This window comes from Pedomonas sp. V897 (assembly GCF_051304405.1).
Classification (GTDB): Bacteria; Pseudomonadota; Alphaproteobacteria; order Sphingomonadales; family Sphingomonadaceae; genus Pedomonas.
Map to the genome: position 1 here is coordinate 154,507 of NZ_JBPPGG010000004.1, position 20,815 is coordinate 175,321.

Below are 20,815 nucleotides of genomic sequence, written 5' to 3' on the forward strand. Positions count from 1 at the left end.
CCTTTCCCGAAGTGTCGGGGACACGGAAATCAGGGGGGGGATGTCAGTCGAGGCGGAAGCGGCGCTCGGCGTAGCGGTAGAGCGGCCGCCAGAGGGCGGCGTTGAAGCCGATGACGAAGATCGACATGACCGCGATGCCAAGCGCGACGCGCGGAAAGTCACCGTCCTCGGTCACCGTCGCGATGAAGGCGCCAAGGCCGGTTGCCTCCAGATGCGTCTTCCCCCAGGAGACCGCCTCGGCAACGATGCTCGCGTTCCAGGAGCCGCCCGAGGCGGTGATGGCGCCGGTCACGTAGTAGGGGAAGATCGCGGGCAGGCCGATCTGCCGCCACCACTGCCAGCCCCGGATGCCGAAAATGCGCCCGGCCTCCTTCAGGTCGTTGGGAAGGGCGCTCGCCCCGGCAATGACGTTGAACAGGATGTACCACTGGGTGCCGAGCACCATCAGCAGCGACAACCAGATATCGGGATCGAGATCGAAGCGGACGATGGTGAGCACGGCGAAGGGGAACAGCAGATTGGCGGGGAAGGCCGCCAGGAACTGGGCCAGCGGCTGGAGCCGTTCGGCCCAGGCGGGGCGCAGGCCGATCCAGACGCCGACCGGCACCCAGATCAGGCTGGCAATGGCCATGAGCACGGCGACCCGGACCATGGTCGCCAGCCCGAGGCCGATGACCGCCGCCACGTCGCCCCAGCCGAGGTTCTGCGCGATGAAGCGGCCGAGGAGCCAGACCGCGCCCGCACACGCGGCGAGGACGAGGCCGAGCCAGAGGCCATCGAGCAGGCGCCCGCCCGCCCCGCCGGTTGCGGCGCGGCGGCGGCGGGGCCGCTCCGGCAGCCGGATGCGGGCGAGAAGGCCGAACGGGCGCATCGCCAACGCGAGCAGCCCCTTCAGCAGGCGCGCGCGCCGGGCAATGTCATAGACCCAGGACCGGGGCTGCGTCTGGGCGGCGGACTGCTCGACCCGGAACCGGTCGGCCCAGGCGACGATGGGGCGGAAAAACAGCTGGTCGTAGCTCAGGATCACCAGCGCCATTGCCCCGACCGCCAGCGCGACCGCGCGGAAATCCTCCTGCGCGATGGCGAGGGCCAGCCACGAGCCGATCCCCGGCAGGGTGACGGTCGTGTTGCCGACGGTGATCGCCTCCGAGGCGACGACGAAAAACCAGCCGCCCGACATGGACATCATCATGTTCCAGATGAGGCCTGGCGCGGCGAAGGGCAGCTCCAGCCGGATGAAGCGCCGCCAGGCGGAAAAGCCGAACTGCTGCGAGACTTCGGCGAGGTCGGCAGGCACCGTGCGCAGCGACTGGTAGAAGCTGAAGGCCATGTTCCAGGCCTGGCTGGTGAAGATCGCGAAAATCGCCGCGCATTCAACGCCGAGCTGCTGCCCCGGGAACAGGCCCATGAACAGCGTCACGGTGAAGGTCAGAAAGCCCAGCACCGGGACGGACTGGAGAATGTCCAGCGCGGGCAGGATGATCATCTCCGCCTTGCGGCTCTTGGCCGCGAGCGTGGCCACCGTGAAGGTGAAGATCAGGGACGCGGCCAGCGCCGCGAACATGCGCAGCGTGGTGCGCAGGGCATAGTCCGGCAGGTTGGCCGGATCGAGCGTGACAGGGGATGTGTTCAGCTGAGCAAGCGGCCTTGCCATCTGCCCGGCGCCATGCATGGCCAGAACGGCCACGCCGGCGAGAAGCAGAAAAGCCACCAGATCAGCCCAAAAGGACGCGCCGCCTTCGCGCACCATGCGCGCAAGCGGACGAGCGCCCCTGGTATCTTCGAAAAAGAAGACCATGGCTCACCTCGTGTTCAGCCGCGTCGGCCGCCACGAGAGAGCCCGTTCAGGAACTAGGCCCCGCCTGGCGACGTCCGCGGCGTGTTAGATCGACTACTGTCGCTTGGCATTGGGGTTGGAGTTCCTTGTTCAAAAGTTCGCATCGTTGCCACGCAACACACGCGAAGGCCGTTCAGATGACTCCGGCCGTTTCGGATGTCAACCGGTTTCCCTGGCCAAAAAGGGCCTGAAAATTCGAAAATCGGCACGGCGGCGCAAATTTTTCCTGCCCCGAGCGGAGCCTTGCGGCAGGTCCGGCCGTTCTGGTTACGGCTGCGCCGGATTCCCGCGCGGCCCGAGGTCCTGTGCAATTCTCATGGGCGAAGGGAAGGCGGCCATGGCAAGGGTTCTGGTTCTTTATTACAGCAGCTACGGTCATGTGGAGAAAATGGCGCACGCGGTTGCCGACGGCGCGCGGGAGGCGGGCGGCACGGTCACGGTGAAGCGCGTGCCCGAGCTGGTGCCGGAGGAGGTGGCGCGCAAGGCGGGCATGAAGCTGGAGCAGGACGCGCCCGTCGCGTCGCCGCAGGAGCTGGCGGATTACGACGCCCTCATTTTCGGCGCGCCCACCCGCTATGGCGTGATGGCGAGCCAGATGCGGAATTTCATCGACCAGACCGGCGGCCTGTGGGCGCGCGGCGCGCTGAACGGCAAGGTGGGCAGCGTCTTTACCTCCACCGCCACCCAGCATGGCGGTCAGGAGAGCACCGTTCTCTCCATGCACACCACACTGCTGCATCTGGGGCTGGTGATTGTGGGCCTGCCCTATGCGTTTGCCGGGCAGATGACCATGGACGAAATCACCGGCTGTTCGCCCTACGGCGCCTCGACCATCGCGGGCGGCGACGGCAAGCGCCAGCCGAGCGAGAACGAGCTGGCGGGCGCGCGTTTCCAGGGCCGCCATGTGGCGGACATCGCCGCCAGGCTGTTTCCGGGCTGAGGCCGGAAAAGCCGGGCAAAAAGACCGGGCAGAACGCGCAAGCGCGGGAGGGTGAAGGAGCGCCGCCGCGACCCGGCGGCGCCGAGGTTTATCCTGCCTGCTCCTCGGAGGAGTCTTCCATCCCCATCTGGGGCGCGGTGTCTTCCGGGGCCAGGTTTTCCAGTTCGTCGAGCTCGTCGACATTCAGGCCGGAGGGTTGCACGATGCTTGGGATCTGGCGTGCGCCGATGGGACCAAGCGCGCGTTTGCGACCCTTGCCGCGAGCATTTTCGCTCATGATGAGTCTCCCGTTCAGGCTTGAGCGTATTGGAGGCCGGAGCGCGCACACAGGGCAGTCCTGCAAGTGCGGGCGCTCCTGCAAGTGCAACGGCATAGGCTGAGGCAGGTTCCCTCCATTCCGCGCCCGGCTCGTTCCGCCTGTCGATTATTCTGCCGGTTATGCCGGTTATGCCGGTTATTCGGCGGGCTGGGGCGCGGCGCGGCTGCCCTCGAGGGCCGTCTCGGTCTCCGGCTCGCTGGCCGCCGCCTGCGCCTCCTGCTGCTGGGCTGCCCACATGGCGGCGTAGCGGCCCTGCTTCTCCAGCAGCTCGGCGTGGGTGCCCTGCTCGGCGATGCGGCCGTCCTCCAGCACCAGAATCCGGTCCGCACTGACCACGGTGGACAGGCGGTGCGCGATGATGAGCGTGGTGCGGTTGGCGGCGGCCGCGTCGAGCGCCGTCTGGATTTCCCGCTCGGTGCGGGTGTCGAGCGCGGAGGTGGCTTCGTCCAGAATGAGGATCGGCGGATTCTTCAGCAGCGTGCGGGCGATGGCCACGCGCTGCTTCTCACCGCCCGAGAGCTTGAGGCCGCGCTCGCCCACCACCGTGTCGTAGCCGTCGGGCAGGCTGAGGATGAAGTCGTGAATCTGGGCGCGGCGGGCGGCATCCTCGATTTCCGCCTGCGTCGCGCCCGGGCGGCCATAGCCGATGTTGTAGCGGATGGTGTCGTTGAACAGCACCGTATCCTGCGGCACGATGCCGATGGCCCGGCGCAGGCTGGTCTGCGTCACGTCGCGGATGTCCTGTCCATCGACGGTCACCTGACCCGAGGTGATGTCATAGAAGCGGAACAGGATGCGGGAGATGGTGGACTTGCCCGCGCCCGAGGGGCCGACGATCGCCAGCGTGTGCCCGGCCGGCACCTCGAAGGAAATGCCGTGCAGGATGGTGCGGCGCGGCTCGTAGGCGAAGACCACGTTGTCGAAGCGGATGTGCGCCCCGACGATGGCGATGTCCTTCGCCCCCGGCTTGTCGATCACCTCCCGCGGCTGGTCGAGCAGGCCGAACATGAATTCCATGTCGACGAGGCCCTGTTTGATCTCGCGGTAGATCCAGCCCAGAATGTCGAGCGGGCGGAACACCTGCAAAAGCATGGTGTTGACCAGCACCACGTCGCCGATCGTGGCCGTGCCGTTGCCCATGCGCACAGCGACCAGCGCCATGCAGCCGAACAGGCAGAGCGAGGTGAGAAAGCCCTGGCCGATGTTGAGCAGCGCGAGCGAGGAGTCCGATTTGGTGGCGGCGTCCTCGTAGCGGCGCAGCGCCCCGTCATACTGGCGGAACTCGTGCTCCTCGTTGTTGAAGTATTTCACCGTCTCGAAATTCAGCAGGCTGTCGATGGCGCGGGCGTTGGCCTTGGTGTCCCGGTCCACCATCTCGCGGCGCAGCTTGGCGCGCCACTCCGTCACCACGGCGGTGAAGACGATGTAGGAGCCGATGGAGCCCACCGTGATCGCCACCACCTCCCAGCCGAAATTGACGCCGAAGATGACGCACACGGCAATCAGCTCGATGATGGTCGGGCCGATGTTGAACACGAGGAAATAGAGCATCTCGTCGATGCTCTTGGTGCCGCGCTCGATCGCCTTGGAGAGGCCGCCGGTGCGCCGCTCCAGATGGAAGCGCAGGGACAGCGCGTGCAGGTGGCGGAACACGTCGAGCGCCAGCCCGCGAATGGCGCGCTGGCCCACGCGCACGTAAACCGCGTCGCGCGTGTACTGGAACACGCTGGAGGCAAAGCGCACGCCCGCGTAGCCGCCGATGAGGCCGACAGCCAGCGCGATGGCCGGGCCGCCCGGCGCGGTGAGCGCGTCCGTCGCCCACTTGAAGAAGAACGGCACCACCAGCACCGTCGCCTTCGCCAGCACCATGAGAATGGCCGCGATGATGATGCGGAGCTTCAGCCCGCGGTCATGCTTCGGCCACAGGTAGGGGCCGAAACGGCGGATGGTCGTCCAGGCGCTCCTGGCGGCGGGTGTCGTGTTGAGCGTCGGGGTGGTCGGCGCGGGGGCGGTCATGAGGGCTTTGTCCTCCACACAAGCAAAAACGGCCCGGCGCGCCGGGGCATATGCCTACCAGATAGGATCTTGCGCGCGCCCGCACCAGAGGCGCCGGATTTTCAGGATCGGGGATTTTGGGATGCAGGGGTTTATTTGCAGGGGTCGCGGACCCCTGCACCCCGTTCGTTTTCTCGGGCCGTGTTTCAGGTGTTCACTGGAAACACGGCCGTTTGAAAAGCCCGTTCACCGGACCGCACCCATCAGGACGCGCACGTCCCAAAAACGAAAGGGAGGTGCAGGAGGGTCCGAGACCCTCCTGCAATTCTCCCCCTGTACGAAGGACCTACACGCAGGACGGAAACGGCCCGGCCTTGGCCAGCATGGAGGCGGCGGGCTTGCCGCGCACGTCCTCGAACCACCGGGCGGTGGCGATGGTCTGGTCGAGGTCGAGGCCGGTTGCGACGCCCGAGCGGGCCAGCAGGTAGAGCAGGTCTTCGGTTGCGATGTTGCCGGTGGCGCGCGGGGCGAACGGGCAGCCGCCCAGCCCGCCGACGCTGCTGTCCAGCACTTCGGCGCCCGCCTCGAAGGCCGCCCAGGCGTTGGCGATGCCGGTGTTGCGGGTGTTGTGGAAGTGGGCGCGCAGGCGGATGGTGCGGGGCAGCGCCTCGCGCACGCGGCTGAACAGGTCGGTTACCTGGGCGGGCACGGCGGCGCCGATGGTGTCGGCGAGGGCGATTTCGTCCGGCTCGCTGTCCGCCAGCCGCCGCACGATGTCGAGCACGCGGGCGGGCGGCACATCGCCCTCGAACGGGCAGCCGAAGGCGACGGAGACCGTCACCTGCGGCACCAGCCCTTCCTGCCGGGCGAGGCGGAGGTTGTCGGAGGCTTCGCGGATGGCCTCCTCGATGGTCTGGCCCTGGTTGCGCTGGCCGAAGCTGTCGCTGGCGACGGCGACGCACCCTGCCTCATCGACGCCGCGCCGGCCGCCCTCGCGGGTGGCGAGCGCGCGCAGCAGGCCCCGCTTGTTGAGCACGAGGCCGATGTAGCTGGTGTCCTTCCGGTCCGGCAGGGCGGCGACCACCGCTTCGGCATCGGCCATTTGCGGCACCAGCTTGGGGTGGACGAAGCTGGCCACCTCCAGCCGCCTTGCGCCGGCGTCCATCATGCGGGTGAGCAGTTCCACCTTGGTTGCGGTGGAGAACACCTCCGGCTCGTTCTGGAGGCCGTCGCGCGCGCCCACCTCGACGATGGCGACGGATTTCGGATTTGTACGCATAGGCTGATGTTGTCTCCCCATGTGGTGCGCGGGTTCCTGTCAGCCCGGTCTGCCGCCGGTGTTGCGGGCCTTATAGCGGATATGGGCCCGGTGCAGCACCCCCGCAAAAGAAAACGGCACCCGTCCGGGCGGGACGGGTGCCGTCTTGAATGACGGGTGTGCCGGTCGGGCTCAGTCGAACAGGCTCGACACCGAGGCTTCCTCGGCGATGCGGTGCACGGCCTCGGCGATCAGCGGGGCGATGGTGAGGCGGCGGATGCGCTGGGAGACGCGCACGGCCTCGGTCGCCAGGATGCTGTCGGTGATGACCAGCTCGGTCAGCTGCGAGGAGCCGACGCGGGCCACCGCGCCGCCCGAGAGCACGCCGTGGCTGACATAGGCCACCACTTCCTTCGCGCCCTTTTCCTTGAGCGCGGCGGCGGCGTTGCACAGCGTGCCGGCGGAGTCAACGATGTCGTCAACGAGGATGCAGAAGCGGTCCTTCACGTCGCCGATGATGTTCATGACCTCGGATTCGCCCGGGCGCTCGCGGCGCTTGTCGACGATGGCGAGCGGGGCGTTGTTGAGGCGCTTGGCGAGGGCGCGGGCGCGCACCACGCCGCCCACGTCCGGCGAGACCACCATCAGGTTTTCCTTGCCGAAGCGCTGGGTGATGTCGGCGGACATCACGGGCGCCGCGAACAGGTTGTCCGTCGGGATGTCGAAGAAGCCCTGGATCTGCCCGGCGTGCAGGTCGATGGTCAGCACGCGGTTGGCCCCGGCGGTGGTGATGAGGTTGGCCACCAGCTTGGCGGAGATCGGCGTGCGCGGGCCGGGCTTGCGGTCCTGCCGGGCGTAGCCGAAGTAGGGGATCACGGCGGTGATGCGGCGGGCGGAGGCGCGGCGCAGCGCATCGATGGTGATCAGCAGCTCCATGAGGTTGTCATTGGCCGGTGCCGAGGTGGACTGGATGACGAACACGTCCTCGCCGCGCACGTTCTCGTGGATCTCGACGAACACCTCCTCGTCGCTGAAGCGGCGGATGCTCGCCTTGGTGAGCGGCATGTTGAGGTAGGCCGCAATCGCCTCGGCCAGGGGAGGGTTGGAATTACCGGCTACAAGCTTCATGGGAGCCCTCTGCAGGGAAGGAGATGGGAATCGGCACGCCTCTTAACGCCGGGGGGACGTGCTGGCAATCCACGCCTCCGCCAAAGTGTCCCGCCACGCGGCCCGGCGGGGACGCAAGCGGCGGTATATCAGGCATAGATGCGAGCGCGCGCCGGTTGTTCCCGCAGCCGCGCGGGAAGGCCGGAAGGCGCGCCCGGCCGCCCCGCGGGAAGCGACTCGGGGCAGAGCCGCCGTTTTCGCGCCACCCGATCTGGTAGGTGCCGCCGGGACATTAGACTCCGGGATCGTTAACTTGGACTAATTCTTGTTCCAGATTTCGCGGGTGGGAGAGTCGGGGTCGGGTTCGCATCTCCGGGGGCCTGCATGACATCTGATGCAAGACAATCGGGCAAGGGAACATCGGGGGGACTGGTGCTGGTCCTTGCCGGTGCGGTGGCGCTCTCCGGCTGCACCGCGACACGGCAGATGGCGGACGCGGGCTTCGTCCCGCCCGAGGGCAGCTACCGCCTGGTGGTGATGCGGCCGGACGTGTCCGTCGGCCTCCTGACGGCGGGCGGCGCGTTCGAAGTGCGCGAGGACTGGAGCGAGCAGGCCCGCTCCCATCTGGTGGCCGCCCTGCGGGCGCAGCAGGCGGGCCGGGGCGGGCAGGTGACGGTGGCCGCCACCCGCGAGGAAACGGGGGCGGACCCGGCGCTGGTGGCCGATCTGGAGCGGCTTCATGCGGCGGTGGGGCAGGCAATCGCGCAGCACAAGTATCTCGGCCAGACCCTGCCGACAAAAAAGGACCGGTTCGACTGGACCCTCGGTGCCGATGCCGTCGCCTTCGGCCGGGCGAGCGGCTTCGACTATGCCCTGTTTCTCCACGCGGAAGACAGCTTCTCCAGCTCCGGCCGGGTGGCATTGCAGGCGGTCAGTTTCCTTGGCTGCATGGTGGGCGTGTGCCTGATGCCGGAGGGCGGGCGGCGCACGGCCTATGTCTCGCTGGTGGACCTGAAAACCGGGCAGGTGGTGTGGTTCAACACCCTCGCCTCGGTCGCCGGGGACATCCGCACGCCGGAGGGGGCGCGGGATCTGGTGCATGATCTGCTCGGCGGGATGAAGCCGGGCGCACAGGTTCAGGCCGCCGGCCGGGCGGCCCCGAAAAAGGCGTGACGGAGGGAGGGGCGAGTCATGGACCTCATGCACCTGACGCGGCGGCGGTTCCTTGCGGCGGGCCTGTGCGGCTGCGCCCTGTGCCGGGGCGTCCCGGCGCTGGCCGGGGCGGCGGCGGATGCCCTGCCGTCGCTGCCCTCGCTCCCCTCGCTGCCCTCGCTGGTGGGGCCGGGCTACCGGCCCGAGGATGCGGACGAGAAGGGCCTGTGGCGGATGTGCGCCCGGCTGGAGGAGGACATCGCCGCCTCCGGCCTCCTGATGCGGACGCCCGACCTCCACCGCTACACGGTCGGCGTGGTGGAGCGGCTGATGGGGCCGCAGGCGCGGGACCTGCGGGTCTATCTGGTGCACGACGCCAGCTTCAACGCCGCCATGTACCCCAACGGCATGATGCTGGTGCACAGCGGGCTGCTCGCCCGCATGCGCAACGAGGCGCAGTTCGCGGCGGTGCTCGGCCACGAAAGCGGGCATTTCGCGCGCAAGCATTCGGTTGCCGGGTGGCGCACCCTCAAGTCCAGAACCGGCGCCATGGCGTTTGTGACGGCCGGAGGGGCGGTGGCGGCGGGCGCGTCCGCCGCCCGGGGCGGGGACACCGGCAGCTGGTTCGACCTCGCCTATTCCATCAACAAGGCGCTGGTGCTTTCGGTCTATTCCTTCAGCCGCGGGCAGGAGAGCGAGGCGGACATGTATGGCCTCCACCTGCTGCACCGGGCCGGTTACACGCCGGAGGCCGCCGCGCAGGTGTGGCGGCAGCTCATCGAGGAGCGCAAGGCCTCGGCCCGGGCGCGCGACAAGCGCTACCGGGACGGCGCGGTCTCCGCCTATTCGACGCACCCGCCGAGCGACGAGCGCATGGCGGCCCTGAGCGCGGCGGCGGCGGAGATGCGCCGGGCCGGCTCAGGCGGCCCGTCCGGCGAGCACCGGTTCGACGACGGGCACCGGTTCGACGATGGGCGCGAGGCGTGGCGGCGGGCCGTCGCGCCGCACCTGTTCACGCTGCTGGCGGAGCAGGTGGGGCTGAATGATCCGGGTGCCAGCCTCTACCTGCTGAAATCGCTGGCCGAGGACGGCTGGACCGGCCTCCTGCGGTATTTCGAGGGCGAGGTCTACCGCCTGCGGGACGAAGCGGGGGATGCCGAGCGCGCCGCCAGCGCCTACGCCGCCGCTGTCGCCTGCGCGGACGCGCCCCCTGAGGCGTGGCGGGCGCACGGCTATGCCCTGCTCAAGGCCGGGCGCGGCGAGGAGGGGCGGGCGGCGCTCGCCCGCTATCTCGACAGGAAGCCGGACGCAGAGGATGTGGCCATGGTCCGCTTTTCCTTGGCGCAATGAGGGGGGCGGATCTGGTGATGAGGCCCGGATCCGGGGGTGAGGAGGGAGACCATCCGATGAAACCGCTTCGCTGTCTCGCGGTCGCGGCGGCGCTTGGCCTTGCCGCCTGCACCCCGGCCTACACGCTGGTGCCGCCCGCGCCCACCGTCGCGGCCCAGGGGGCGATCCGGGTGCATCCCGCCCGGGCGTGGAACCGCCTGCCCCGCGCGGAGGATCAGCTTCCCTGGGAGGAGAACTGGACGCAGAACGGCCCGGTGCTCGACATGATTAGCTTCATCGGCGGCCTGCCCGATGGCGAGGCCCTCATCCGCCAGCGCCGGAAGGAAAACCGCAAGGTCCCGGTGTTTCGCGCGGGCATGACGCCACCGGATCTGGTCTCGATGATCGAGAGCTATTACCGGGTCAAGGCGGGGGTGACGCTCTTCAATGTCCTGAAGGTGGAGCCCGCCGCCTTTCTCGGCGTGCCCGGCTTGCAGCTCGACTATGGCTATGTGGGCGAGGACAACGTGAAGCGCCGGGGGCGCATGCGCTTCGCCGTCATCGGCCGGAAGCTCTACCTCATGGTGCTCGAAGCCTCGGCGCTGCACTACTTCGATGCCGCCCTGCCGGACTTCGAGGCCATGGCGCGCACCGCAACCCGGGGGTAGGGCGCAGGTCTTGTGCCAGCATCCGGGCCGAAGTCCGGAGTTGTGCGGTCAGATTTGTGCGCCTCTATCCTGTTTGAGGAAAGAATATTTTGCGGTATGCTCAACTCCCGATTGTAAATTTCCCCCCCTCTCTCCCGCAAAGGAACAGAACCATGAGGTACGCCCCCTCTCTGATCGGGCCTGCGCTGCTGGCCGCAGGTCTTGCCGCATGCAGCCCGGGCGACGCCACGGCGGAGAACACCGAAGCCGCCGAGACCAGTGAGGCCGCCGAGGCCGACGCCGCCGAGGCCGCCGATACCGCGGATACCGCCGAGACGACCGAAACCGCCGACGCTGGCACGGCAACCGGCGCTGCCGACGCGGCCCCGGCCCCGACCCCGACTTCCGCTTCCGCCGTGCAGACCCTGGCGGCGCTGCCGCTCAAGCGCGGCTACTATGTGTCGAGCGACACGCCGTGCGGCGAGGCCTCCAACGCGACGGTGGTGCTGGTGCACCGCAAGGGCATCAACAGCGCCCATGCCCAGTGCGCGTACAAGGCAATCGAGCCGACCGGGCCGAACGTCTACCGCGTGCGGGAATCCTGCACCGAACTGTGGGGCAATGCGCCGCCGGAGGAGCATGAGCGCACCTTCACGCTCACGGGGGATACGGCCTTCACCGCCGTCAGCCAGAGCGACGGCTGGGTGCAGAGCGCCCGCTATTGCGCGCAGTCGGCCATGCCGCCCCTGTGGCAGGAGAACGACATCAGCGCGGAGACGGACTGACCCCTGACGTCACATCCCCCGGGAGTGCTGGATCGTCCGCCTCAGCCCGGCAGGGCGATGAGGGAGATCTGGCGGCCGTAATCCGGCTCGCCCGCGTGGGTGGTGCGGCGATAGCTGAAGAAGCGGTCCGGCTGGCTGTAGGTGTCGATGCCCAGCGCCTCGATGGCGCGCACGCCCGCCTGGGCGAGGCGCAGGGCGACGAAGCCTTCCAGATCGAACTGGTAATGGCCCTCGCGGGTGCCGCTGGAGAAGAAGTGTTCGGCCTCCTCGCAGCTTTCGGCGAAACGGCGCAGGAAGCCTTCGTCCACCTCGTAGGAGCGGCGGCTGATGCAGGGGCCGATGGCGGCGCTGATGCGCTCCCGCTGCGCGCCGAGGGACTCCATGAGCGCCACGGTTGACTCCAGCACGCCGGTCAGCGCGCCCTTCCACCCGGCATGGGCCGCGCCGATGACGCCCGCCTCCCGGTCCGCCAGCAGCACGGGCCCGCAGTCGGCGGTGAGAATGCCGAGCACGAGGCCGGGCCGGTTGGTGACGAGGCCATCCGCCTCCGGGCGGGCATCGTCGGCCCAGGCGTCGGCGAGGACGGCGCGGTTGCTGTGCACCTGATGCAGGGTGACGAGGTGCGCGCCCGGCATCACCGCCTCCGCCGCGCGGCGGCGGTTCTCGCGCACCCGCGCCGGATCGTCCGACGAGCCCAGCCCCACGTTGAGGCTGGCGAAAATGCCCTCCGAGACGCCGCCGGTGCGGCCGAGGAAGCCGTGGGGCAGGTCGCCCAGCGCGCGGGCGGTGAGGCGGTGGATCGGGGTGCGGGTGTCGGTCATGCCGGGTCCTTGCGGGGGGTATCGAGGGTGTGGCGGATCATCAGGTGCATGATGAGTTCATCATCCGCCTGCTTGCCCACCATGAACTTGTAGTCGCCGATCACCACGAAGCCATGGCGATGGTAGAAGCGCTGGGCCCGGTAGTTCTCGGAATAGACGCTGAGGAAGACATGCTCGCAGCCGCGGGCGTGGGCGCGGTCCAGCGCCCAGGCCATCAGCGTGGCGGCGACGCCGGTGCCGTGGAAGGCGTGGTCCACGTAGAGCTGGCGCAGCTCGATGGAGCGGGGCGGAATGGTGCGCAGCGGCACCGTCACCGCGCCGATCTTGCAGAAGCCGATGATCTGCCGCCCGCGCTCGGCGAGGCGGAATTCGGTGCCGGGGATCGCCATGTCCGCCAGCATGGCGGCGGGGGTGTAGACCCGGTTGAGGTAGGTGTTCAGGTCTTCCGGCTTGTAGAGGTGGGCAAAGGTGGCGGTGAAGGTGCGCCGGCCGAAGGCGGCCAGCGCCTCCGAGTCGCTGCGGTCGGCGGTGCGGTAGGTGATCTCGGGTGCGGGCAAGCTCATGCGTCAAATCCTGCGGGGGCGGGCCATTCCGGGTGGCTGAGCGACAGCACCTTGAACAACGCGCCCATCTGGTCGGAGTCGGCGAGGCGGCGGGAGGCGGACACCAGCGCCTCGGCCTTCGGCGGGTTGGCCTTGGCCAGCACGGCGGTGCGGATGTCGAGTCCCAGCGCGCGCAGGAAGCGCCCCTGGCCGGCGGGCCCCAGCACGCGCAGCCCCGCGCCCGCCCGGGCCGCCACCTGCGCGAAGTCCACATGCACGGTGAGGTCCGCGTCGCCCGGTGCCGCGAACGGGTCGGCGTAGGCGTGGGCGCGCATGGCCTGGAGCGTGTCGCCCAGGCTGTGCCGGTCGTGGCCGTAGTCGATGATGAGCGCCGCGCCGCCGTCCTGCGTCAGGCGGCGGTTGAGCAGCGCCAGCTCCTCCGCCCCGCCCAGAACCTCGAAGACGCTGCCCTCGGGCGCGGCGCGCAGCGCGGGCGGCACCAGACTGTCGAGGCGCGGCGCATCCGCCGGCACCACCGGCACGAAGCGCCCGCCCTGCCAGTCCACATGACGCTCCTGCCAGCCGAGGGTGGTTTTCACCAGCTGGCGGGCGGGCAGGGCGTCGAAGAACTCGTTGGCGACCAGCAGCAGCGGCCGGCCCTCGGGCACGTCCGCCAGCCGGTCCGCCCAGCGGGCGTGCGGCACGCGGGATTTCTGCTCGGCCCGCAGCACCGGGCTCATCTCGACAAAGGTGATGTCGAGCGCGGCGTGGAAGCCGGGCACGCGGGCGGTGGCGCGCAGCAGATCCGCCATCAGCGTGCCGCGCCCCGGGCCCAGCTCCACCAGCTGCACCGGGGCCGGGCTGCCCGCGCGCAGCCACAGGTCGGCCAGGTGAAGGCCGATCAGCTCGCCGAACACCTGGGAGATTTCGGGCGCGGTGGTGAAGTCGCCCTCCCGCCCGAACGGCACCTGCTTCATGTAGTAGCCGTGGGTCTCGTGGCCGAGGCACAGGCCCATGAAGTCGGCAACCGGCAGGGGGCCGCTTGCCCGGATCCGCGCCGCCAGAATGTCCGCGAGGCTGCCCATGCTGTCCTGCCCGCTCATGCTGCCTGGCGCTTCGGCGCGGTGACGAACAGGTACAGCCCGCCGAGGATCATGGGCACGCACAGCCACTGGCCCATGTGCAGGCCGGTCGCCTGTGCGAATTCCACCAGCTGGCTGTCCGGCTCGCGCACGAATTCCACCGCGAAGCGGAACAGGCCGTAGAACAGCAGGAACGCGCCGGTCAGGCGGCCGGGCATGCGCCGGGCCTCGGTGCGGTAGAACAGCACCAGCAGGATCACCAGCAGCACCAGCCCTTCGAGGAAGGCTTCGTAAAGCTGGCTCGGGTGGCGCGGCAGCGGGCCGCCGGTGCGGAAGATCACGCCGACGGGCGAGGTGGTCACCCGGCCCCACAGTTCGCCGTTGATGAAGTTGGCGATGCGCCCGAGCCCCAGCCCGATGGGCACGACGCAGGCGACGTAATCCGCCACGCGCAGCCAGTCGAGCCGGTGTTTCCGGCAGAACCACAGGATGGCGACGCCCACGCCGATGACGCCGCCGTGGAAGGACATGCCGCCGTCCCACAGGCGGATGATGGCGAGCGGGTCCTCGATGTAATAGGGCAGGTTGTAGAACAGCACGTAGGCCAGCCGCCCACCCGCGATGATGCCGATCGTCACCCAGGTGATGAAATCGTCGATGTGGCGGCGGGTCCAGGGGGCGCCGGGCCGGTCCGCCATGCGGGTGGCGAGCCACCAGCCGCCGAGGATTCCGGCGATGTAGGCCAGCGCGTACCAGCGCACCACCAGGGGCCCGATCTCAAACGCAACAGGGTCGATGTTGCCCAGTTCCATGGAATTTCCACCCCCCGAAATAGGTTGTCCGTGCTCCGGCCCCGCCGTTGCCGGGCCCTCCCCCTTGCCGCATATTATTTCTCAAAACAACGCATAATGAGCCGGACCAGGCGCGGGGGGAGGACGGCCCGATGCTGACGGAAGCGGACACGCTCTACGACCGGATTTGCGCGAGTCTCGCCGGGCCGGGCGGCAGGCTGGAGGTGACGGAGGTCCCCGTTCGCGGCCAGTCGCTGCCGGTTTTCAAGGCCGCGCCGCCGAACCTGCGGGATTATTTTTTCGGGCTGGGCGCGGGCCATGGCGACCTGCCGTTCATCGTCTATGGCGACGAGCGGCTGAGCTTCACCGAGACACTGGCGCTTGCCCGCCGCTACGGCGCGGCGTTCCAGTCCCGCTACCATATCGCCAAGGGCGACCGGGTGGCGCTGGCGATGCGGAACTATCCCGAATGGTGCCTCGCCTTCATGGGGCTTGTGACCATCGGCGCGATCGTGGTGCCGCTGAATGCCTGGTGGACCGGGGAGGAGCTGGCGTTCGCCCTGCGTGACAGCGGCGCGCGGCTGGTGGTGGCCGATCCCCCGCGCGCCGAGCGGGTGGCGGAGGGGCTGGCGGAGGGGCTGGCCGGAGAGCAGACTCTCTCCCGCCTGCCGGTGGCCGTCGCCCGCAGCCGGGACGCGCTGACCGACGAGCAGATGGCCGCCTGCGGCTGGGACCGGCTGGAGGATGTGCTCGCCGCCGCCCCGGACGAGCCGTTCTATCTGCCGCCGCTCGACCCGGAGGATGACGCCACCATCCTCTACACCTCCGGCTCCACCGGCACGCCCAAGGGGGCGGTCTCCACCCACCGGGCGATCCTCACGGCGCTGTTCGGGCTGGCGCTCTATGGCCTTGCCATGAACGCGATGGACGAGGGCGAGGGCATCGCCTTCCAGCGCCAGACCGCGACCCTGCTGGCGGTGCCGCTGTTCCATGCCACCGGCTGCTTTGCGGTGTGGATGACCTGCTTCATCGTCGGCCGCAAGCTGGTGATGATGCACCGCTGGGACGCGGGCGAGGCGCTGCGGGTGATCGAGGCGGAGCAGGTGACGCACCTTGTGGGCGTGCCCACCATGACGCTGGAGCTGATGGAGCACCCGGACCGGGACAAATACGATCTCAGCAGCCTGCGCGACATGGGCGCGGGCGGCGCGGCCCGCCCGGCCGAGCATGTGCGGCGGCTGAAGGAGACCTTCCCGGACAAGCGGCCCACCATCGGCTACGGCCTCACCGAGACCAACGCGCTCAGCACCGTCGGCTACCGGGAGGGATATCTGGCCAAGCCGGGCTCGGCGGGCCGGCCCATTCCCTACATCATGGAGATCCGGATCGCGGCCGACGACAGCGGCACGCCCGCCGCCCCCGGCGAGGCGGGGGAGATCTGGTGGCGCACGGCGGCGCTGGCGCGGGGCTACTGGATGAACCCGGAGGCGACGCGGGAGGCCTTCACGGCGGACGGCTGGTTCCGCTCCGGCGACATCGGCCGGTTCGACGAGGACGGCTACCTGTTCATCGTCGATCGCAAGAAGGACATCATCATCCGGGGCGGGGAGAACGTCTCCTGCCTGGAGGTGGAGGCGGTGCTGCACGGCTTCCCGGGCGTTGCGGAGGTGAGCGTGTTCGGCCTGCCCGACGCGCGCCTGGGCGAGACCGTGGGCGCGGCGGTTTACGTGCGCCCCGGCGCGGCGGTGGACGAGGCGGCGCTGCTGGCCCACGCCGCCCGGCACCTGGCGCCCTACAAGGTGCCCGCCCGGCTGTGGCTTCTTGGCAACCCTCTGCCAAGATTGGGTTCGGGCAAGATCGACAAGCCGAAACTGCGGCGCTACTATAGTGCAATCGTCAAGGCGGAAAACGCAGCGGCGTAAGACCGCGCCCGCCTTGAAATGCCTGCACCGGGTAAATACCCGCACCGGGTAATGGGGAGAATCGCCGGTCGATTTTGCAGGGGCGCCAGGCCCCTCGGAACGCTGGCGCTGTGGCCGGGGGGATCGCGCAGATGCGGACCACCCGGCCGCTGCGGCGCAAGGCCGGACAACAAGCCCCGGATCTCCGATTTCCGATTTCTGCTTTCCAATCTCCGATTCATCCGGTCGCGCATTTCAGCGCCTGTCCGTTTGCGGCCGAGTCGCGGCTGGCGGGTGCGGCGGCGGGCGGCGGGTGCGCATTTGTCCGTACACTTTGGCTGAAATCCCGCTCGACCCGTGGGGCGCGGAGGCTGCGGCCCGGAAAAAGTCTTTCCCTCCATCGGCGGCTTGACTAACGTCCGCCAGCAACCAGGCGGCGGGGCGATTCCGGGCGGCAGGGCGCGATGCCGTCAGGGGTGCCCATGCGTCATGGCTCCGCAACGGTTTGATCCAACAGGCGGGCTGATCCAACAGGTAAGTTCTCGATGGCTGACGGAAACCCGGATCTCACCACAGCGCACAACATTCCGCTTCCGCAGCCGAAAACCACGCGCCGGCGCTTTCTCATCGGCGGCGCGGCGGGCGTGGGGCTGCTCATCGGCTATCTGGCCTGGCCGCGCACCCCGCAGCTGGTGATGATGACGCGCGAGGACGAGACCGTCATCAACGCCTGGCTGAAGGTGGGGGCGGACGGCCGCGTGGTGGTGCTGGTGCCGCAGGCGGAAATGGGCCAGGGCGTCTACACCGCCCTGCCGCAGATCATCGCCGAGGAAATGGGCGCGGCGTGGGAGTCCATTTCGGTCGAGCCCGCGCCGGTGCATCCCGTCTACGCCAACAAGCTGGTGATGCAGGAAGGCACGGAGGTGCTGCCGGGCTTCGCGCGCGGCATTGCCCGCTGGGCCATGGCGGAGCTGGCCGAGCGGCTGGCCCTTCAGGTGACCGGCGGCAGCACGTCGGTACGGGCCTTCTACGAGACGTTGCGGCTGGCGGGCGCGGCGGCGCGCACCATGCTGTGCAAGGCGGCGGGCCGCCGCTGGGGCGTGGACTGGACCGAGTGCCGCGCCGAGAACAGCGCGGTGGTCCACGGCGACCGCCGGGCGAGCTTTGCCGAGCTGGCGGCGGACGCGGCGCGGGAGGAAGCGCCGGACGCGCCCGAGCTGCGCCGCGCGCGGGATTTCCGGCTCATCGGCCGCCCGGTGCCGCGCATCGACATTCCCTCCAAGGTGGACGGCACCGCCCGCTTCGGCACGGACGTGCGCCTGCCGGGCATGGTCTACGCGGCGGTGACGGCAGGGCCCCACGGCACCGCGCCGCTCATCGAGGTGGACGAGACCGTGCTGGCCGACGCCAAGGGCCTCATCAAGGTGGTGCGGCAGGAGAGCTGGGTGGCGGTGGTGGCCGACAGCTGGTGGCGCGCCCGCACCCTGCTGGACAAGCTGGAGCCGCAGTTCGACCGGTCCGAAGGCCGGGACATCGCGACGGCGGAGCTGACCGCCGCGCTCGAGTCCGCGCTCAAGGACGGCAAGGCGCACGTCTACGCCGAGAGCGGGGACGTGGACGACGCGCTCGCCAAGGCGGGCGGAGGCGGCAGCGGGGCTGGGGCCGGGGTCATCGAGCGCACCTACAGCGTGCCCTACCTCGCCCATGCCTGCATGGAGCCGATGACGGCGACCGCCCGCGTCCAGGGCGAGACGGTCGAGGTGTGGGCACCCACCCAGTCGGTCACCTGGACCCAGATGGCGGTGGCGCGGGCGCTGGGCGTCGCGCGCGAGAGCGTGACCGTCTACCCGACGCTGCTCGGCGGCGGCTTCGGCCGCAAGATCGAGGCGGACGCCGCCGTGCAGGCGGCGGTCATCGCCCGCGAGACCGGCAAGCCGGTGCAGCTGATCTGGAGCCGGGAGGAAGACCTCCGCCAGGACAAGTACCGCCCGGCGGCCCTCGCCACCCTGCGCGGCCGGGTGGGGAAGGAGGGGCGCATCGCTGCCTGGCACAGCCGCTCGGCCAGCCAGTCGGTGCAGGGCAGCGTGATGGGGCGCATCCTGCCGCTGGCGGCGCGCAGCCAGCCGGACTTCTCCTCGGTGCAGGGGGCGATCAACCTGCCCTACAGGCTGGGTGACCTCCGCATCGAACATGTGGCGGTGGAAGCGCCGGTGCCGGTGGGCTACTGGCGCTCGGTCGGCCACAGCATCAATGCCTTCTTCGTCGAGAGCTTCATGGACGAGCTGGCGGAGGCCGCGGGCATGGACCCGCTGGCGTTCCGCCTGAAGGCGCTGGATGGCAAGCCCCGCCACCGCGCCGTGCTGGAGCGGGCCGCAAGCCTTGCGGGCTACGAGACCAAACTGCCGCGCGGTCAGGCGCGGGGCATCGCGCTGCACGAGAGCTTCGGCTCCATCGTCGCCCAGGTCGCCCATGTGGAGGTGGATCTGGAGGACCGGGTGCGGGTGCGCAAGGTCACCTGCGTCATCGACTGCGGGCGGGTCATCAACCCGGATACGGTCCGGGCGCAGATGGAGGGCGGCATCCTGTTCGGCCTGTCGGCGGCGCTGTTCGGCGAGGTGACGTTCGCCGACGGCCTGTCCGAGCAGACCAATTTCGACGGCTACCCGCTGCTGACGCTGGCGGACGCGCCGGTGATCGAGGTGGACATCCTGAACCCGGGCGGGCGCGAGCCTGGCGGCGTCGGCGAGCCCGGCGTGCCGCCCGTCGCCCCGGCTGTGGTGAATGCGGTGGCCCGGGCCACCGGCACGCGGGTGCGCCGCCTGCCCATCGGCACCCAGCCGCTGTGGCCGCGCGACGTGCTGGAGGCGCTGAAGGCGGAGGCCGAGGCCGAGGCGAAGGCGCGGGCGGAGGCGGAGAAGGCCGCCGCCGAGAAGGCCGCGCGCGAGGCCGCCGCCAAACGGGAGGCCGAGAAGAAAGCCGCCGCGCAGAAGAAGCCGGCGGCCAGGGCGAAGGCGCCCGCGAAGCAGGCTTCCGGGGCAAAGAAGGGACGCTGACCCTTGCAGCCCCGGTGCAGGACATGATCCCGCAGCGGAAGGACAGGATGAGACGCCATGACTGAGCCCGTTCCCGCCCGGTATCCCGAAGGGCACCCGCGCGTGGCCCATGGCCGCGTCGGCGTGCTGCTGGTGAACCTCGGCACCCCCGACGGCACCGATCTCCGCTCGATCCGCCGCTACCTTGCCGAATTCCTGTCGGACCCGCGGGTGATCGAGATTCCGAAGGCGGTCTGGCTGCCCATCCTCCATGGCGTGATCCTGCGGCTGCGCCCGCCGAAAACGGCGGCGGCCTACGCCCGCATCTGGGACCGGGCGCACAACCAGTCCCCCTTGCGCGTCATCACCGAGGCGCAGGCGGCGGGCCTCCAGCACGCCTTCGGCGCGCAGGTGACGGTGCGCTGGGCCATGCGCTACGGCACCCCCGCCATCAAGGCGGAGCTGGAGCGGCTGAAGGCGGAAGGGTGCGACCGGGTGCTCATCGCCCCGCTCTATCCCCAGTACTCGGGCGCGACCACGGCAACGGCGGTGGACAAGGCGGGCGAGGCCCTGCGTGCCATGCGCTGGCAGCCCGCCGTGCGCTACCTGCCGCCCTACCACGACGACCCCGCCTACATCGCGGCGCTGGCCCGATCGGTGCGGGAGCATCTGGAGGGGCTGGACCATGTGCCGGAGCGGCTGGTTGCCTCCTTCCACGGGATGCCGCGCCGCACGCTCGATCTGGGCGACCCCTACCACTGCCAGTGCCACAAGACCGCCCGGCTGCTGCGGGAGGCGCTGGGCTGGCCGGAGGACCGGTTCGTCGTCACCTTCCAGTCCCGCTTCGGCAAGGCGGAGTGGCTGAAGCCCTACACCGCCGAGACCATGGCGCAGCTTGCGGGCGCGGGAGTGAAAAGCGTGGCGGTGCTGGCGCCCGGCTTTTCCGCCGACTGCATCGAGACGCTGGACGAGCTGGCCAACGAGAACCGGGAGCTGTTCCTGGGCGCGGGCGGCGAGCGGTTCACCTACATCCCCTGCCTCAACGACAGCCCGGGCGGCATGGCGCTGCTGGCGCGGCTGATCGAGCGGGAGCTGGCGGGCTGGCTCTGATCGCCTCGGGTTGCGCAAAGGGTTGTGCGAAGCGCGCGGGTCTGCACGCAAAAATCCACATGCCCCGTAATCGTCTTTAAACGCTCTCAGGGAGGTTTTTGACGATCGCGGCCAGGGGGGGGGATAGCGGCCGGGTCTGGAATCGCGCTGTACGCGCTTCTGCGGGC

Annotated in this window: 17 protein-coding genes; 8 read left to right on the top strand and 9 right to left on the bottom strand. The window is 69.7% G+C overall.

All coding sequences use genetic code 11. The features are described from left to right. Positions 1 to 43: 43 nt before the first annotated feature. Entirely contained in the window at positions 44 to 1,750 is a 1,707-nt protein-coding gene (locus ACSJJU_RS11485) for an ABC transporter permease (RefSeq protein WP_435915900.1), read from the bottom strand. A gap of 424 nt (positions 1,751 to 2,174) precedes the next feature. On the opposite strand from ACSJJU_RS11485, the gene wrbA reads away from it, so the two are divergent. Continuing rightward, positions 2,175 to 2,777, top strand: a complete 603-nt coding sequence (gene wrbA / locus ACSJJU_RS11490; RefSeq protein ID WP_435915617.1) for an NAD(P)H:quinone oxidoreductase — start codon at positions 2,175 to 2,177, stop codon at positions 2,775 to 2,777. A gap of 88 nt (positions 2,778 to 2,865) precedes the next feature. On the opposite strand, the gene ACSJJU_RS11495 is transcribed toward wrbA, so the two are convergent. The 4 genes from ACSJJU_RS11495 to ACSJJU_RS11510 all read right to left on the bottom strand — a co-directional run bounded on the left by ACSJJU_RS11495 (position 2,866) and on the right by ACSJJU_RS11510 (position 7,477). Continuing rightward, the gene (locus tag ACSJJU_RS11495; RefSeq protein ID WP_435915618.1) at positions 2,866 to 3,054 is read right to left on the bottom strand and encodes a hypothetical protein; all 189 of its coding nucleotides are present in this window, start codon (positions 3,052 to 3,054) and stop codon (positions 2,866 to 2,868) included. Positions 3,055 to 3,231: 177 nt separating this feature from the next. Further along, the gene (locus ACSJJU_RS11500) at positions 3,232 to 5,112 is read right to left on the bottom strand and encodes an ABCB family ABC transporter ATP-binding protein/permease (RefSeq protein WP_435915619.1); all 1,881 of its coding nucleotides are present in this window, start codon (positions 5,110 to 5,112) and stop codon (positions 3,232 to 3,234) included. A 325-nt stretch (positions 5,113 to 5,437) separates the two neighbouring features. Further along, a complete protein-coding gene (locus ACSJJU_RS11505) occupies positions 5,438 to 6,370 on the bottom strand; it encodes a hydroxymethylglutaryl-CoA lyase (RefSeq protein WP_435915620.1) in 933 nt (310 codons plus the stop codon). A 171-nt stretch (positions 6,371 to 6,541) separates the two neighbouring features. Continuing rightward, on the bottom strand, positions 6,542 to 7,477 hold the full coding sequence (locus ACSJJU_RS11510; protein ID WP_435915622.1) for a ribose-phosphate pyrophosphokinase: 936 nt from the start codon (positions 7,475 to 7,477) through the stop codon (positions 6,542 to 6,544). 363 nt (positions 7,478 to 7,840) lie between these two features. Between ACSJJU_RS11510 and ACSJJU_RS11515 the strand changes: the two genes are divergently transcribed. The 4 genes from ACSJJU_RS11515 to ACSJJU_RS11530 all read left to right on the top strand — a co-directional run bounded on the left by ACSJJU_RS11515 (position 7,841) and on the right by ACSJJU_RS11530 (position 11,369). Further along, entirely contained in the window at positions 7,841 to 8,629 is a 789-nt protein-coding gene (locus ACSJJU_RS11515; protein WP_435915624.1) for a hypothetical protein, read from the top strand. A gap of 18 nt (positions 8,630 to 8,647) precedes the next feature. After that, positions 8,648 to 9,958 (top strand): M48 family metallopeptidase, encoded by a 1,311-nt coding sequence (locus ACSJJU_RS11520; RefSeq protein ID WP_435915625.1) that lies wholly within the window; start codon positions 8,648 to 8,650, stop codon positions 9,956 to 9,958. A 56-nt stretch (positions 9,959 to 10,014) separates the two neighbouring features. Next, positions 10,015 to 10,605 (top strand): hypothetical protein, encoded by a 591-nt coding sequence (locus ACSJJU_RS11525; protein WP_435915626.1) that lies wholly within the window; start codon positions 10,015 to 10,017, stop codon positions 10,603 to 10,605. A gap of 152 nt (positions 10,606 to 10,757) precedes the next feature. Beyond that, positions 10,758 to 11,369, top strand: coding sequence for a hypothetical protein (locus tag ACSJJU_RS11530; RefSeq protein WP_435915627.1), 612 nt, complete (start codon positions 10,758 to 10,760; stop codon positions 11,367 to 11,369). A 41-nt stretch (positions 11,370 to 11,410) separates the two neighbouring features. Here the strand turns inward: ACSJJU_RS11530 and pgeF are convergent, their stop codons facing one another. From pgeF to lgt, 4 genes are read right to left on the bottom strand one after another with little or no spacing between them, the layout of a single operon-like run. Continuing rightward, positions 11,411 to 12,190: a peptidoglycan editing factor PgeF gene (pgeF, locus tag ACSJJU_RS11535; protein WP_435915628.1), complete on the bottom strand. Its 780-nt coding sequence runs from the start codon at positions 12,188 to 12,190 to the stop codon at positions 11,411 to 11,413. Continuing rightward, positions 12,187 to 12,753, bottom strand: coding sequence for an N-acetyltransferase family protein (locus ACSJJU_RS11540; RefSeq protein ID WP_435915629.1), 567 nt, complete (start codon positions 12,751 to 12,753; stop codon positions 12,187 to 12,189). The genes pgeF and ACSJJU_RS11540 overlap by 4 nt, the downstream gene beginning before the upstream one ends. Further along, positions 12,750 to 13,835 (bottom strand): class I SAM-dependent methyltransferase, encoded by a 1,086-nt coding sequence (locus tag ACSJJU_RS11545; RefSeq protein ID WP_435915630.1) that lies wholly within the window; start codon positions 13,833 to 13,835, stop codon positions 12,750 to 12,752. Before ACSJJU_RS11545 ends, ACSJJU_RS11540 begins: the two co-directional genes overlap by 4 nt. After that, a complete protein-coding gene (gene lgt, locus ACSJJU_RS11550; RefSeq protein ID WP_435915631.1) occupies positions 13,832 to 14,626 on the bottom strand; it encodes a prolipoprotein diacylglyceryl transferase in 795 nt (264 codons plus the stop codon). The genes ACSJJU_RS11545 and lgt overlap by 4 nt, the downstream gene beginning before the upstream one ends. Before the next feature lie 131 nt (positions 14,627 to 14,757). Between lgt and ACSJJU_RS11555 the strand changes: the two genes are divergently transcribed. The 3 genes from ACSJJU_RS11555 (at position 14,758) to hemH (ending at position 20,648) form a co-directional block, all read left to right on the top strand. Further along, the gene (locus tag ACSJJU_RS11555; protein ID WP_435915632.1) at positions 14,758 to 16,527 is read left to right on the top strand and encodes a class I adenylate-forming enzyme family protein; all 1,770 of its coding nucleotides are present in this window, start codon (positions 14,758 to 14,760) and stop codon (positions 16,525 to 16,527) included. Between the two features lie 524 nt (positions 16,528 to 17,051). Beyond that, positions 17,052 to 19,559 (top strand): molybdopterin cofactor-binding domain-containing protein, encoded by a 2,508-nt coding sequence (locus ACSJJU_RS11560; protein ID WP_435915633.1) that lies wholly within the window; start codon positions 17,052 to 17,054, stop codon positions 19,557 to 19,559. 57 nt (positions 19,560 to 19,616) lie between these two features. Beyond that, positions 19,617 to 20,648, top strand: coding sequence for a ferrochelatase (hemH, locus tag ACSJJU_RS11565; RefSeq protein ID WP_435915634.1), 1,032 nt, complete (start codon positions 19,617 to 19,619; stop codon positions 20,646 to 20,648). Positions 20,649 to 20,815: the final 167 nt, after the last annotated feature.

What these genes read in the sequence shown, in the direction of transcription:
- ACSJJU_RS11485 (WP_435915900.1), bottom strand. Translation starts at nt 1,750, where the DNA reads ATGGTGCGCGAAGGCGGCGCGTCCTTTTGGGCTGATCTGGTGGCTTTT.
- wrbA (WP_435915617.1), top strand. Translation starts at nt 2,175, where the DNA reads ATGGCAAGGGTTCTGGTTCTTTATTACAGCAGCTACGGTCATGTGGAG.
- ACSJJU_RS11495 (WP_435915618.1), bottom strand. Translation starts at nt 3,054, where the DNA reads ATGAGCGAAAATGCTCGCGGCAAGGGTCGCAAACGCGCGCTTGGTCCC.
- ACSJJU_RS11500 (WP_435915619.1), bottom strand. Translation starts at nt 5,112, where the DNA reads ATGACCGCCCCCGCGCCGACCACCCCGACGCTCAACACGACACCCGCC.
- ACSJJU_RS11505 (WP_435915620.1), bottom strand. Translation starts at nt 6,370, where the DNA reads ATGCGTACAAATCCGAAATCCGTCGCCATCGTCGAGGTGGGCGCGCGC.
- ACSJJU_RS11510 (WP_435915622.1), bottom strand. Translation starts at nt 7,477, where the DNA reads ATGAAGCTTGTAGCCGGTAATTCCAACCCTCCCCTGGCCGAGGCGATT.
- ACSJJU_RS11515 (WP_435915624.1), top strand. Translation starts at nt 7,841, where the DNA reads ATGACATCTGATGCAAGACAATCGGGCAAGGGAACATCGGGGGGACTG.
- ACSJJU_RS11520 (WP_435915625.1), top strand. Translation starts at nt 8,648, where the DNA reads ATGGACCTCATGCACCTGACGCGGCGGCGGTTCCTTGCGGCGGGCCTG.
- ACSJJU_RS11525 (WP_435915626.1), top strand. Translation starts at nt 10,015, where the DNA reads ATGAAACCGCTTCGCTGTCTCGCGGTCGCGGCGGCGCTTGGCCTTGCC.
- ACSJJU_RS11530 (WP_435915627.1), top strand. Translation starts at nt 10,758, where the DNA reads ATGAGGTACGCCCCCTCTCTGATCGGGCCTGCGCTGCTGGCCGCAGGT.
- pgeF (WP_435915628.1), bottom strand. Translation starts at nt 12,190, where the DNA reads ATGACCGACACCCGCACCCCGATCCACCGCCTCACCGCCCGCGCGCTG.
- ACSJJU_RS11540 (WP_435915629.1), bottom strand. Translation starts at nt 12,753, where the DNA reads ATGAGCTTGCCCGCACCCGAGATCACCTACCGCACCGCCGACCGCAGC.
- ACSJJU_RS11545 (WP_435915630.1), bottom strand. Translation starts at nt 13,835, where the DNA reads ATGAGCGGGCAGGACAGCATGGGCAGCCTCGCGGACATTCTGGCGGCG.
- lgt (WP_435915631.1), bottom strand. Translation starts at nt 14,626, where the DNA reads ATGGAACTGGGCAACATCGACCCTGTTGCGTTTGAGATCGGGCCCCTG.
- ACSJJU_RS11555 (WP_435915632.1), top strand. Translation starts at nt 14,758, where the DNA reads ATGCTGACGGAAGCGGACACGCTCTACGACCGGATTTGCGCGAGTCTC.
- ACSJJU_RS11560 (WP_435915633.1), top strand. Translation starts at nt 17,052, where the DNA reads ATGGCTGACGGAAACCCGGATCTCACCACAGCGCACAACATTCCGCTT.
- hemH (WP_435915634.1), top strand. Translation starts at nt 19,617, where the DNA reads ATGACTGAGCCCGTTCCCGCCCGGTATCCCGAAGGGCACCCGCGCGTG.